Genomic DNA, 12,853 nt, shown 5'->3' on the forward strand with positions numbered 1-12,853 from the left:
AGGTGCCGGGCTGGCAGTTTGATCAAAAAAAAGACCTCACTGGGAGGTCTTTATAGAGTGATATGTACTGGATTAATAATCCGTTGCATTCATTGTTTCATCACCAATATTCCAGGTAAGACCAAACCTTAGTGTATTGTCCAGCGCCGAATTGAGCTTGGACATATTAATCAGATAGGAAACATCCAGCGCAAAGGCGTTATATTTAAGACCGATACCCGCGGTTGCAAACTGTCTTGCTCCCTGCTCTTCGCTCTCGTGGAAATACCCACCTCGAACAAAGAATGCATTATCATAGGCATATTCCAGCGCCCCCGACAACATTAAGCTTTTTGGGTTGTTAAAAGATTTTCCAATGCCTTCCATCACACCTACGTTAGGAACCTCATATACGGGTTGCTGGGTAAGTGGATCTATTCTTGTAATCTCTGCACCCGGCACTAAAAGTTTAGAAGCTTCCGCGCTGATTCCAACCCGGTTTACATCATCAATGTATACATCGTAACCCGCACCAAATCTTGCGATAGTAGGAAGATAAGTCCTGGAATCCTCGTCACCTGTATAATCAAGTTTAGGGCCTAAATTCTGGATGGCAAAACCTGCATTGACTTTATTATCCATTCCTCCAAGACCGGAGAAACGAGGTGTAGTGTAATAGCCAGAAATATCTACCGCAAACGAGTTTGCAGGCTTCAGTGTCGTGTCTGTGTTGAATCCGCCGGAGAGGTCGGAACGAATAAATCTACCGGTAACAGCCGCGGAGAACGAATCTGCAAGTCTCAGGGCGTAGGATACGTCAATGGCAAATTCATTTGGTTTAGCTGTTCCTTCGTCGGCAACAGCGTTGTTATCTACCAGCCTAGTAAGGTTTACCTCACCCATATTGAAATAATAGATACTTGCACCAATGGTGGATCTTTCCTCTTCACCAACAAAACGGTAATAAGAACCGTAGAGCAGGAAAACATCATTGGTCAGTTTTCCCATATAAGGTGTGTAATTAACACCCACTCCCGATAAATTTCTTGAGAAAGGATATTTTGCCGCGTTCCAGAACTGAGAATAGACATCAGGAGAGGTGGCAACACCTTGGTCACCCATACCTCCGGAACGTGCATCTGGAGCAACTCTCAGGAAAGGCGCACCGGTAAGAACCGGCCTGATTTTACTTAAATCCTGTGCAAAAGCAGTGATGCTTGCACCTAAACCTAAACCTAAAAGAAGTCTTTTTGTAAAATCCATATAGTTATATTTAATTTCCAAATATATAAATTATTTTGATGTTTTTATCTCAATAATACCATTTTTTCTACCGCTGTAGCTCCTCCTTTGCATTTTTCCTGATTTTGGCTGCGCGCGAAGATCTTAAATATGTAGGTGCCCTTACCTACAGCATCACCATAATCATCAAGTCCGTCCCATTCAATTGCCTGTCTTGGAGTCCGGAATCCCTGCAGGAACGGCTCAGCAACAACAGGTTGGCTAAGCGTGCGGACCAGTTTTCCGGTAATGGTGTATATCTGCACATTTACGTCCAAAATATCGTCGCAGTTATGCTCGAAATGAATATATGTTTTATTGGTGAAGGGATTCGGCCAGTTCAGTGGTCTGTTGATGACCAGATTTTGGTTGGTCTCATCCTTTACTATAAAGCGTAACGTTTCGGTTGTTGAATTATTGTTGATGTCCCAAACCTTGAACGTAAGCGTGTGTTCGCCTGGAGTCAGGTTTCTGAAAGGGTAAGTGACATTACCTTTCTGATAATCTGCCAGACCGGGGTTTACGCAGCCGTTACCATCACCACTGGAGAAGAAATCATTCAGAACTACCGTATTTATAATTTGGCCGTCCAGATAGGTTACGATGTCGTGACCTACGCCTGCACCGGTGGAATTGATTCCTGTATCATCGGTTATACAGGCCAGCAGCATAGGGTTTTGGTCAGTAATGCCTCCATCCGCAAAATTGGTGTTGTTCATATAGAGTTTCACCTTTGGTGGCTCACTGTCGTTTATTCCGTTTGGATTAATGCCGCCAATCTGGACCGGCTGGTTGATGAATACATCTTCTACTTTATTATCAGCATAGGCCAGGATACGTCCGGTTCCCATTGTGTAGTTAATGTCATTAGGAACGTAAAACTCCACAGTAAAGAGGCCGTTCACTGCTGTTCCTGATGCTTTTACAATCGGGCTGCCTTCTTCGCTATAGGTAAGTATCGGCGTAAGGCTTCCGTCATTATTCAAGGTGGTCTTGTTAAGCCGCTTGTCGTAGATGTTAATGACAACCCTTCCGTTAAAGTTGGTATTGAGGGTGCCGTTAGGATTGTTGATGTGGCCTGTAATCTTCACAAAATCCAGTGCACGGATCTGCCCCGGTACAGGAGTTTCTACATTATCTATAGCCAGCAATTTTCTTGGTCGGCTGAGTTTCATGGCGGGATCACCGAGGAAATTAACCTTCAGGTGATTTGGATTTCCTCCAAACTCAAATTTTGCCTGCAGGAATGAGTTGCCAAGAGTGTCAAAGCCTTCTCCGTTAAGTTCGAATATGTTTTTTGTAAAAGTATCCGTAAACAGAACACCATAATTTACATCGATGGCACGGCTGGAAGTAATCATAGTTGCAGCGCCACCGGTTGGCAGTTTCATGAATTGTTCACCGGCCGAAAAAGTTCCGGGCTCGTCCCAAAGTGTAAATTCGCAGGTGATTGTGGAGACCAGCGGAAAACGGCTGTAAATGTTTGAGTAATTATTGAAGTCTTCAATCTCATCGGAAGTCAGGATTCTTTCCTGGGCCCAACCATTTATCCCACCATGACCCAGATAGAACATATACAGGCTGTTACCCACATCATTTGCTATGGCCTGATTCACCTGCGGATACCGCTGTCCGCCCGCCGTATTAACAGCAGGGAAAGCATCCATATACAGTTTTCGGACATTGTACTCCGGTTTGTCCGTAGCTGCCTCAAAAATATCTACTAATGTTTCGTCCATAATGGTGTGGAAGGGCGTTCCTCCATCCTTATCATCATCTGCCACAAAGTCCAGCTTCATTCTCCAGATTCCAAACGGAGTAGACTGTCCGGGAAGGTTATTGTAATAGGCCAGGGTTTTATCTACCAAAAGCTTGGCTTCCTGAATGGTTGCAGCAGGAAGTCTTCCCACAGGTACATCTGCCAGCATACTTGGCAGGTGTGTGGCCGTTTGCGGCGCCGTCATGCCTATATAGTCGTCAGTCACGAAGGAACTTACGTAATTTCCGCTTTCCTCACTTTGATAGGCCGGAACGATGTTGAAATTGTTCGGGATCCTGTTCTTGAAATCGTAAGTCGCATCTCCCAGAAGAAGTACATACTTTAATGCTCCTGCAGGACTGTTAAGGTGGGACACGAAGTCGCGGATTGCCGTAAGGTCTTTCCTTCCGCTGCTGAATTCATTGTATATCTTATTAATATCGACAACCGCTGTGGTGAAATTATTTCGGGTTTGGTGGTGGCTGGCCATACGCTGGGCGTGGGCCATCATTTCCGGTGAGGTTAAAACCAGATAATCGATGTTCTGCATGCCGCTCAGGTTCTGGTTATCTGTCTTACCTACATAAGTTGGGGAATAGGCAGCATCTGCGCGGAACGCTACAAACTCATTGTTGAAATTGGGGTCGTTGGCAATGTAGCCAAAACTGAATGTACTGCTGTTTGCATTTTTGTTGATGCGGCGGGAGGCATTAGTGATATCGGTAACGTCCCAAACCTGTTCTGCGCCTGAAGCATTGCTAATGGCAAAACTGTAAGCCTGGCCCGATCCGCTTTGAAGTGAAAAATCGCGGAAATTCATTTGCCCGCCGTTAAAGGTCAGGTTTTCCTTATACTGTATTTCCAGATAGTCAAAATAAAAACTTCCGTTAGGATTTGCAGATATATTGGGGGTGAAGTTAAAGTTAAATGTGTTTCCGGAAATATTGTTCAGCGTACCCTGAAATCTCATCTGTACAAAGTCCAGGCCTCCGGGTGCGGCACTCTGTACGGAACTGTTCTGGTTATTGATGTTGAAAGCCAGGGTGTTGCCCTGGGATTTGTAAGCCACCACCTGGGTGCGGTAGGTTATGATGTCCCCGGGCTGTGCAGGAGATTTAGTGGTAATTGTATAGGTTTGAGGCGAGGTGAAACTTTGTTCATCCACCCATATTTTACCGAGCTTAAGCAGGTTTTTCTCATCATCATTTATCACCTGGTAGTCATCATACCGTGTAATCGGGTTTGCGGTTAGTGCGGCGTCCGCATTTTGCACACGTTTACCCGGCCCTTTGTCAAAATTGATAAAGTAATAGGAGAAGTCATCATATAAATTTTTAAGGTTGTTACTTCTGTCTGTGCGGGTATCTGTCCGTTTATAACCGTTGCCGTTTGCCGGGTCATAAAGATTGTAACCGTTCGGTCCCTGCGCATAGAAAAGCGCGTAATCTCCGTCGTTCCATACACCATCTTCTTCGCCTACCACCTGTATTGCATTTTCCTGCAGTGCATCGTATTTGGTATCCTGATTAAATTCTGACAGCATTATTCCGCCGTTACCGTAAATTCTGAAATTTTTCGGATTAATGTTTGCCGGATTAAGACCATTGGCCTGCAGAAATTCTTTGGTAATTTTAAATATGCCGGACTTATCCACCTTTATCTTATAGAAATTGCCGGTATTTAAAGGATTGTTGGTAGTACCCACTTTTTGGGTGCTGAAATTCTGCTTTGCTGTTTCTTCGATATTAAATGAGGAAAGTCGAAGGATGCGTCCGTTTTCAGATTTAAAAAGTGAAACATTAATATGAGCTGTTCTTATACCTTTTTGTGTAGTGTAAGCCACATCTTTAATTTCGAAGGGGATGATTTGGTCTTTCTGAAGGTCGTACAGGTCCCGGGCAGTGATGGTTTCCCACTGCAGTCCGGAGATTTTTAAATCTTTTTCGCCCGCACTGTGTTTTATATTGATAAAAATATTATTTTGGTCAAATGAAAAGCCGGGGTTGCTGAAGGAAGGTAAATTCAGTTTTACCTCACCGAAATCGCGGATTTTGGATCCTTCCCAATTGATGGAGATTTTCTGCGAAAAAAAGCAGGCCGTGAAGAGGAAGATAAACAGAAAGGAGAGGTTGCGTTTCATTATTTTTGAATTAATTTTCAAGAATACAAATTAAACGAAATTTTTAAAAAAATCCTGCGATACAATAAAATAAAATTGCTTTCGTTTCAAAAAAATCAAAACATTACTTGATTAATTAATAAAATTATTATTTCTTTGTACTTTGAAAATATTTATACCGACTATGAAAAAACTAAAGTTGTTTTCATTAATTGCATTAAGTTCAGCTTTCGTCCTGACCAGTTGTGGAGGGGGATCCGGTAAAGGTGGCGGAACCAAGAGTTTCGTTTCTAAAACCGGTTGGAAACCCAACGATAACAAAGGTTGGTTCTACGCAGGCAAGCAGCAAAAACTGAAAGGATGGCCAGGAATGGTATATGTGGAGGGCGGAACTTTTACAATGGGATTAGTGAAAGATGATGTAATGCATGACTGGAATAACACACCTCGCAGAATGCAGGTAAGTTCATTCTTTCTTGGTGAAACTGAAATCACAAACTATGAATACCGTGAATATTTAACATGGTTGAAGTACGTTTTCCCTCCGTCTGACCCAAGCTTCAGAGAAATCTATACCGGAGCTTTACCGGATACTCTTCTTTGGGACAACGAACTTTCAAGGAATGATTATTCTGAAACCTATTTTAGATCTCCGGAATATGACTACTATCCTGTAGTAGGCGTAAGCTGGAGCCAAGCTAACAAATATACCGAATGGCTTACCGACAGGGCAAATGAAAAGGCCTTGATGGATGCCGGTATCATAGCTAAGGATCTTTATATTAACGAATCGAATAACGTGGGTGGATCTGCCTTCAATATGGATAAGTTCAAGGCGAACGATCCGGATATGGAAGCATACATCAACGAGCAGAGACTGGCTCAGAAATCCGGTATGAGAACTACAAACCAACGGATTCTGGCTGCTAACAGGTCTCCTGGCGCAGCAATGGTTCAGAAATTCAGACTTCCAACAGAAGTTGAGTGGGAATTTGCAGCGTTGGGTACGATGAAAAACAGAGAGTATAACAATGTACTTGGAAAAACTCCTGAAATTGAACGTTTGAGAGGACAGAAAGGCCGCACTGAAGGTATGTTCCTGGAAAACTTCAAATACGGTGCCGGTGATTACTCCGGTGTACCGGGATGGGAAAATGACGGTTCTGCAAGAACGGCTGACGTTAAGAAATACCCGGCTAACGACCTCGGACTGTATGGTATGTTCGGTAACGTAGCTGAATGGACTGCCGATGTATACCGTCCTGTTATTGATTCCGAGTATAATGACTTTAATTACTATAGAGGTAATGCGCCTCAAAGGATTCTTAGAAATGGAGACGGCACTTACGCCCGTGTAGACGATGGAAGCATCCAGTACGATACGCTGGCTGATGGAAGACTTCTTTATAAAAATCTGCCAGGTCAGTTCCAGAGAGAAGAGATTGCTAACTACAGCAACTTCAGAGATGGCGACAGACAGTCCTCACTGAACTTCAGAGCCGGTGATACTGACAGTGCAGGTAATGCGAATTTCAACATGTACAACGCACCACGTAAAAATTTCTTCGTAGATGGAAGCGGTAGAGTGGTTGTGCAGAAGGATTCTCAAGCCAGAACATCAGCGATTACTAACGAGATCAGAGTGGTAAAAGGAGGTTCATGGCAGGATACAGCTTATTGGCTGGATCCGGGTCAGAGAAGGTTCAAGAGCCAAAGCGGCGGTTACGGTTGGATTGGTTTCCGTGTAGCTCAGGATGCCAGAGGTTCAATGAACAACAGATCCAGAAGATAACAACAGATTTAATAAATACTAATAAATCCTTCCGTTTAACGGGAGGATTTATTTATTTTTGACCCCATGAATCCAGAACTTTTCTATCCCTATCTGCAGCAGTGCACTAAAGTTTCAATAGACTCCCGGACCATAGCACCAGGTGACATTTTCTTTGCTTTCTCCGGAGAAAATTTCAATGCTGCCGAGTTGGCTGGGGATGCGACGGACAAAGGAGCTTTAGCCGTGATAGTGGAACGGAAGGAATTTGAAGATTCTACAAAAAACATTTTTTACGTACCCTCTACTCTGCAGTTCATGCAGGACCTCGCGCGTCTGCACAGGGACAACCTGAAAATACCCGTAATAGGACTCACGGGAAGTAACGGTAAAACTACGACCAAGGAACTTATAGCAGCTGTACTTTCAAAAAGGTTTAATGTACTGTATACCCACGGAAATCTGAATAATCATATCGGTGTGCCGTTAACAATAATGTCCGTGAAGCCCGAACACGAAATTGCGGTCATTGAAATGGGCGCAAATCATCAGAAGGAGATAGAATTTCTCTGCTCAATTGCTCAGCCTGATTACGGTTATATAACCAATTTCGGTAAAGCCCATCTGGAAGGGTTTGGTGGTTTCGAAGGCGTGATTGCCGGTAAATCCGAATTATATACCTACCTGAAGGAAAACAAGCGGACCATTATTGTAAACGGGGAAGATCCGTTACAGGTGCAAAAGACCACCGGATACGAACCTGTTGTTTCATTTGGAACAGAGGACGCTGATTATCATTTTGCCAGTATTAATAAAGGTAATTTCGTGGGGCTCAGTTTCGGCAACACTGAAGTAATCAGCCAGCTGACCGGGGCCTTCAACTTCTCCAATCTAAGTGCAGCAACCACCTTAGGTTTACATTTTGGTCTACAGCCACAGGAAATTAAGGAGGCAATTGAAGGTTATCAGCCCACCAATATGCGTTCCCAGGTAATGGTAAAAAACGGTATAACGCTGGTTTTGGACACTTATAATGCAAATCCCAGTTCCATGGCGGGCTCACTTCAGAATTTTAATACATTTAAAGGCTCCAAAACGGTTATCATCGGTGATATGCGGGAACTTGGTCCCGAGAGTCTGGCTGAGCATACAGCAATCCTAAAAATGGCCTTAGATATGGATTTTGACCAAACCATTACAGTAGGTGATCAGTTTGAAGCTGCGGGAAGATCTTCTCTGTCCTTTACCACTACAGCGGAGCTTACTGATTATCTAAAAGAAAATCCGGTTACATCCAAAAATATATTACTAAAGGCGTCCCGGGGAATCGGACTTGAAAAGGTGCTGGAATATCTCTAGAGGTTTTTCTCCCAAACTTCGTTCAGGATCATCCTGATATTGTGGAAGGTGGCCGGAAAAACTTCCTGCCGTATGCGGGAATCGCTTTTCCAGTCTACTTCCGTAATGCCTTCCTCCAGTTGAGGTGTGGCTGTACCGCTGCCTACGTAGCTCATCTTGAACCAGTAAGTGGTCTTCAGTACGCGGTCGCCATTTCTTTCGGTATAGATATGGAATGTATTATTGATAAAATTTTCCAGGATCAGTTCCCTTAAACCTGTCTCTTCTTCCACTTCACGCAAGGCGGCCTGTTCCAGGGATTCGCCTTTCTCCACCTTACCTTTGGGGAGGTCCCATTTACTGAGTCTTTTAATGAACAGGATTTCTTTGTTGGGATTGGTTACTATTCCGCCAGCCGCTTCAATTACGTGAAACATATGGGTGAAATCTTCCCAGAGTTCCTCTATATTGTCACCGTACACATTAAGTTCCGGACAGGAGGTGTTCTGCAGCAGGTCCACTGCGATCTCAAGAGTTGCAAAGCCTTCGTAGCGCAGGTTTTTTTCAATATCCTCAGGATACTTACTTATTGTTAATTTTTTTTCGTTAACAAAAACTTTATACATTTGCAAGACTTTAATCTTACAAAAATAGAAAAATGAATTTAGAAGGACGAAAAATATTGCTTAATAAACCGGTATCTGAAATAATGGATTTGCTTAAGGATCCTGAAAATTACAAACAGCTGATGCCGGAAGGTCTTCAGAAGTTTGATGCGATTGCCGACGGGTTTAAATTCTCACTGAAAGGAATGCCTGAGATCGCCCTAAAACTTGGTGAGGTTACCGAGCAGAAAGCAGTTTTGCGTTCTGCAAGTTCCAGTATGGATTTTGAACTAACTACGAATATGAATGCGGTATCCGAAAATCAGACTGAGGTTCAGATGTTTTTTGAGGGGAAGTTTAATCCGTTCATCAAGATGATGGTGGAAAAGCCGCTTCAGAACTTTATGAATGCACTTACAGACAAGATAGAGACGATGTACGCTTAATAATAATTATTTTTCTGAATAAAAAAAAACTGTCCCCGGGCGCAAGCCCGGGGACAGTTGTATAATGATGTGGAATGATTACTTCACCTCTTCGAAATCGGCATCCTGAACATCGTCAGCACCTCCGTTTCCGGCAGCGTTATTCTGAGCCTGCTCGGCACCTGGCTGTCCCTGCTGTCCTGCAGCGTACATTTCCTCTGAAGCGGCCATCCAGGCTGCATCCAAAGCTTCAGTTTTAGTTTTGATGCTTTCCATGTCTTTAGCGTCGAAAGCTGTTTTTAGCTCTGCTGCTGCAGATTCTATGGCTGCTTTCTTATCAGCAGAAAGTTTATCACCAAAATCCTTCAGTTGCTTCTCAGTCTGGAAGATCAGTCCGTCAGCTTTGTTCAGTACTTCTACCTCTTCTTTTTTCTTCGCGTCAGAAGAAGCATTTTCTTCAGCTTCACGCTTCATTCTTGCAATTTCCTCTTCGGAAAGACCTGAACTTGCCTGAATCTTGATAGACTGCTCTTTTCCGGTTCCTTTATCTTTTGCAGATACATGTAGAATACCGTTGGCATCAATGTCAAATGTTACTTCGATCTGTGGTACACCTCTTGGTGCCGGTGGAATATCGGTAAGGTCGAATCTTCCGATCTCTTTATTGTCGTTGAACATCGGTCTTTCACCCTGACCAACTCTGATGGATACTGCAGGCTGGTTATCGCTTGCTGTAGAGAAAGTCTCAGATTTCTTGGTAGGAATGGTTGTGTTGGCATCAATAAGCTTGGTGAACACAGAACCCATAGTTTCAATCCCTAGTGAAAGCGGGGTTACATCCAGAAGAAGTACGTCTTTCACATCACCTGTAAGTACACCACCCTGAATAGCTGCTCCAATGGCAACAACCTCATCCGGGTTTACACCCTTAGAAGGCTTCTTACCGAAGAACTTCTCAACTTCTTCCTGAATGATCGGGATTCTTGTAGAACCTCCAACCAGTATTACCTCGTCGATATCGGAGATTGAAAGTCCTGCATCAGATAAAGCTTTTTTACAAGGCTCCATGGAACGTCTTACCAAATCAGCGGAAAGTTGCTCAAATTTAGCCTTGGTAAGTGTTTTTACCATGTGCTTTGGACCTGTAGCTGTAGCAGTGATATATGGAAGGTTGATTTCAGTCTGTGTGGAAGATGAAAGTTCAATCTTCGCCTTTTCAGCCGCTTCTTTCAGCCTCTGCAAAGCGATTGCGTCAGATTTTAGGTCTACACCTTCTTCTGCTTTAAACTCATCTGCCATCCAGTTGATGATCACATCATCAAAATCATCACCACCTAAGTGCGTGTCACCGTTTGTAGAAAGCACTTCAAATACACCGTCGCCAAGGTCAAGGATAGAAACGTCAAACGTACCACCACCTAAATCGTAAACTGCGATTTTCTGGTCCTTATGCGCTTTGTCCATACCGTAGGCAAGAGCAGCAGCGGTAGGCTCGTTGATGATTCTTTCAACAGTAAGACCTGCGATTTCACCGGCCTCTTTTGTAGCCTGTCTCTGGGCATCGTTAAAGTAAGCAGGTACAGTAATTACCGCACGGGTCACTTCCTGACCCAAATAGTCTTCAGCAGTTTTCTTCATTTTCTGAAGTGTCATCGCTGAAATTTCCTGAGGCGTATATTCTCTGTCGTCAATCTTTACCTTTACAGTATCATTAGGACCGGATACAACTTTATAAGGAACTCTGTTAATCTCGCTTGCATCGTCCTTGAAATGTGTTCCGATAAATCTTTTTATGGAGTAAACAGTTTTTTCCGGATTGGTTACGGCCTGTCTTTTTGCAGGATCACCTACTTTTCTTTCGCCATCTTCTGTGAAGGCAACAATTGAAGGTGTAGTTCTCTTACCTTCAGCATTTGGGATTACTACCGCGTCCTTTCCTTCCATTACGGCTACGCAGGAATTGGTAGTACCTAAATCGATTCCAATTATTTTACTCATAGTATCTATTTTTATTTTTTACAATTTGTGGTCAATTTCTCTAAATCTGTACCAAGAGAAAAATAGTGACAAATTGACATCATAAGCTTGCGTCTACCTAATTTGGGCTTTCTGTTTGTCTGATGAAACCCCTGCAAAAAAGCACCTCCCGTTGGAAGTGCCCGTATAAGATAACAGTTATGTATTATCTGTAGATGCAGTTGGAACCACCTTTATGGGTTAGGCGGCCGGCCTTGCCGTCTTCCAGCAGTTCCCATGTATAAGTACTGTTTCTGAAATACGGATCGCCGTTCGGATTGGTTCCTTTGGCTGAAAGCTTTTGCTCAGCTTCCTGATCTTTTTTTATTCTTACCGCCACCATGTCGCCTTCAGCAAAATAAATGGCTGTAAGAGTACTCCCATTTTCGCATTTAAGGATCTGGGCTTCCTGCACAAGTGAAGTTTCAGAATCTGCAGCATTTTGCTTTTCTGTCTTGGAACATGAGGCGGTTATTGTGGCCGAAAGCGCCAGGATAAGGAAGGTTTTATTCATTTTGACTGTTTAGGAAAATAAAGGGGTTTAGAACTATTTTTTTAGCGTCAAAATATATTCCACCATTTTCTTAGCGTTTTCACGGCTCATACCGGCGTGTGGTGTCATTGGTATTTCGCCCCAGTTGCCTTTTCCGCCCTCAATTATTTTAGTGGCCAGCATATCCAGATCACCATCGGTATATTTGTCGGCTACTTCCTGATAGGAAGGTCCCACCAGGCGGGCGTCTTCTTTGTGACATGTAAGGCAGTCCGCGCCCTCGATCAGGGCCAGACCAGGGTGTTTGCCGGCAGAAGCAGAATCTACAGTCTTAATTACCGGCTCATCCAGCATCACGTTGCTTTCTGCCTCGGTGTTTATGGGTTTCTTGGAACAGGCCGCTAATGCAAGCGCTGCAAATACGATGATATACTTTTTCATTATGCAAATTTTTTATCAAAATTATTCAATAACTCTGGGTTTGAGAGGTCAAATTTGGCGATAAATGTCATACAAACCATATGACTGTAATCATATTCTTAATCGGGCAGATGTGGCTACATTTGGGTATAAATAATTCAAACATGAAAACTATTCACTCAATCGCTGCGGCCTGTCTGACTTTAAGCTTACTATCCTGCGGCGGCGACAAGAAAACAGATTCCGTACCTGCGGCGTCCACGGAAACTGCAACCTCCGAGACTTCCACCGCAAATGCCTATGATCCCAAAAGGGGTATTGGTAAACATGAGAATGTTGATGTTAGCACTTTCGACCCGGCAATGGCTGCAGAAGGCCGCAAACTGGCGGAAGTGAAATGCACCTCCTGCCATAAGCCCACCGAGGAAAAACTTGTAGGTCCTGGCTGGAAAGGGGTTACGCAAAGACAAACTCCTGAATGGATCATGAACTTCATATCCAACCCGGATCCTATGATCGATGTAGATCCTGAACTTCAAAAACAGTTGGAGCTTTGTCTGGTAAGAATGCCTAACCAGGGATTGGCAGACAATGAAGCCAGACAGATTCTGGAGTACATGCGCGAAATCGACGGCGCGAAATAATTT

Annotated in this window: 10 protein-coding genes; 4 read left to right on the top strand and 6 right to left on the bottom strand. The window is 43.6% G+C overall.

Features of this window, described 5'->3' with window-relative positions:
• Nucleotides 1–72: 72 nt before the first annotated feature.
• Both porV and porU read right to left on the bottom strand, forming a co-directional pair.
• Complete coding sequence (gene porV, locus H1R16_RS10635; protein ID WP_181886572.1) at nucleotides 73–1,242, bottom strand: type IX secretion system outer membrane channel protein PorV; 1,170 nt, start codon at nucleotides 1,240–1,242, stop codon at nucleotides 73–75.
• A gap of 44 nt (nucleotides 1,243–1,286) precedes the next feature.
• Complete coding sequence (gene porU / locus H1R16_RS10640; protein ID WP_181886571.1) at nucleotides 1,287–5,159, bottom strand: type IX secretion system sortase PorU; 3,873 nt, start codon at nucleotides 5,157–5,159, stop codon at nucleotides 1,287–1,289.
• Between the two features lie 163 nt (nucleotides 5,160–5,322).
• Between porU and gldJ the strand changes: the two genes are divergently transcribed.
• Both gldJ and H1R16_RS10650 read left to right on the top strand, forming a co-directional pair.
• Nucleotides 5,323–6,930: a gliding motility lipoprotein GldJ gene (gldJ, locus tag H1R16_RS10645; protein ID WP_181886570.1), complete on the top strand. Its 1,608-nt coding sequence runs from the start codon at nucleotides 5,323–5,325 to the stop codon at nucleotides 6,928–6,930.
• Nucleotides 6,931–6,996: 66 nt separating this feature from the next.
• On the top strand, nucleotides 6,997–8,268 hold the full coding sequence (locus H1R16_RS10650) for a UDP-N-acetylmuramoyl-tripeptide--D-alanyl-D-alanine ligase (RefSeq protein ID WP_181886569.1): 1,272 nt from the start codon (nucleotides 6,997–6,999) through the stop codon (nucleotides 8,266–8,268).
• Here H1R16_RS10650 and H1R16_RS10655 read toward each other — a convergent pair.
• Nucleotides 8,265–8,873, bottom strand: coding sequence for an NUDIX hydrolase (locus tag H1R16_RS10655; RefSeq protein WP_181886568.1), 609 nt, complete (start codon nucleotides 8,871–8,873; stop codon nucleotides 8,265–8,267). The two genes, H1R16_RS10650 and H1R16_RS10655, sit on opposite strands and share 4 nt — an antisense overlap.
• Nucleotides 8,874–8,905: 32 nt before the next feature.
• On the opposite strand from H1R16_RS10655, the gene H1R16_RS10660 reads away from it, so the two are divergent.
• Nucleotides 8,906–9,298, top strand: a complete 393-nt coding sequence (locus H1R16_RS10660; RefSeq protein ID WP_181886567.1) for an SRPBCC family protein — start codon at nucleotides 8,906–8,908, stop codon at nucleotides 9,296–9,298.
• A gap of 78 nt (nucleotides 9,299–9,376) precedes the next feature.
• Here H1R16_RS10660 and dnaK read toward each other — a convergent pair whose 3' ends face one another.
• From dnaK to H1R16_RS10675, 3 genes are all read right to left on the bottom strand, one after another.
• The gene (gene dnaK / locus H1R16_RS10665; RefSeq protein WP_181886566.1) at nucleotides 9,377–11,275 is read right to left on the bottom strand and encodes a molecular chaperone DnaK; all 1,899 of its coding nucleotides are present in this window, start codon (nucleotides 11,273–11,275) and stop codon (nucleotides 9,377–9,379) included.
• Nucleotides 11,276–11,459: 184 nt separating this feature from the next.
• Nucleotides 11,460–11,807 carry a hypothetical protein gene (locus H1R16_RS10670; protein WP_181886565.1) on the bottom strand — a complete coding sequence of 116 codons (348 nt, stop codon included), beginning with the start codon at nucleotides 11,805–11,807 and terminating at the stop codon, nucleotides 11,460–11,462.
• Between the two features lie 33 nt (nucleotides 11,808–11,840).
• A complete protein-coding gene (locus tag H1R16_RS10675; RefSeq protein WP_181886564.1) occupies nucleotides 11,841–12,227 on the bottom strand; it encodes a c-type cytochrome in 387 nt (128 codons plus the stop codon).
• Nucleotides 12,228–12,370: 143 nt separating this feature from the next.
• Between H1R16_RS10675 and H1R16_RS10680 the strand changes: the two genes are divergently transcribed.
• A complete protein-coding gene (locus H1R16_RS10680; RefSeq protein WP_181886563.1) occupies nucleotides 12,371–12,850 on the top strand; it encodes a c-type cytochrome in 480 nt (159 codons plus the stop codon).
• Nucleotides 12,851–12,853 lie beyond the last annotated feature (3 nt).

Origin of the sequence: Marnyiella aurantia, assembly GCF_014041915.1 — a bacterium.
GTDB lineage: Bacteria > Bacteroidota > Bacteroidia > Flavobacteriales > Weeksellaceae > Marnyiella > Marnyiella aurantia.

Excerpts from the sequence above, each read along its gene's own strand:
- porV (WP_181886572.1), bottom strand. The coding sequence starts at position 1,242 with ATGGATTTTACAAAAAGACTTCTTTTAGGTTTAGGTTTAGGTGCAAGC.
- porU (WP_181886571.1), bottom strand. The coding sequence starts at position 5,159 with ATGAAACGCAACCTCTCCTTTCTGTTTATCTTCCTCTTCACGGCCTGC.
- gldJ (WP_181886570.1), top strand. The coding sequence starts at position 5,323 with ATGAAAAAACTAAAGTTGTTTTCATTAATTGCATTAAGTTCAGCTTTC.
- H1R16_RS10650 (WP_181886569.1), top strand. The coding sequence starts at position 6,997 with ATGAATCCAGAACTTTTCTATCCCTATCTGCAGCAGTGCACTAAAGTT.
- H1R16_RS10655 (WP_181886568.1), bottom strand. The coding sequence starts at position 8,873 with ATGTATAAAGTTTTTGTTAACGAAAAAAAATTAACAATAAGTAAGTAT.
- H1R16_RS10660 (WP_181886567.1), top strand. The coding sequence starts at position 8,906 with ATGAATTTAGAAGGACGAAAAATATTGCTTAATAAACCGGTATCTGAA.
- dnaK (WP_181886566.1), bottom strand. The coding sequence starts at position 11,275 with ATGAGTAAAATAATTGGAATCGATTTAGGTACTACCAATTCCTGCGTA.
- H1R16_RS10670 (WP_181886565.1), bottom strand. The coding sequence starts at position 11,807 with ATGAATAAAACCTTCCTTATCCTGGCGCTTTCGGCCACAATAACCGCC.
- H1R16_RS10675 (WP_181886564.1), bottom strand. The coding sequence starts at position 12,227 with ATGAAAAAGTATATCATCGTATTTGCAGCGCTTGCATTAGCGGCCTGT.
- H1R16_RS10680 (WP_181886563.1), top strand. The coding sequence starts at position 12,371 with ATGAAAACTATTCACTCAATCGCTGCGGCCTGTCTGACTTTAAGCTTA.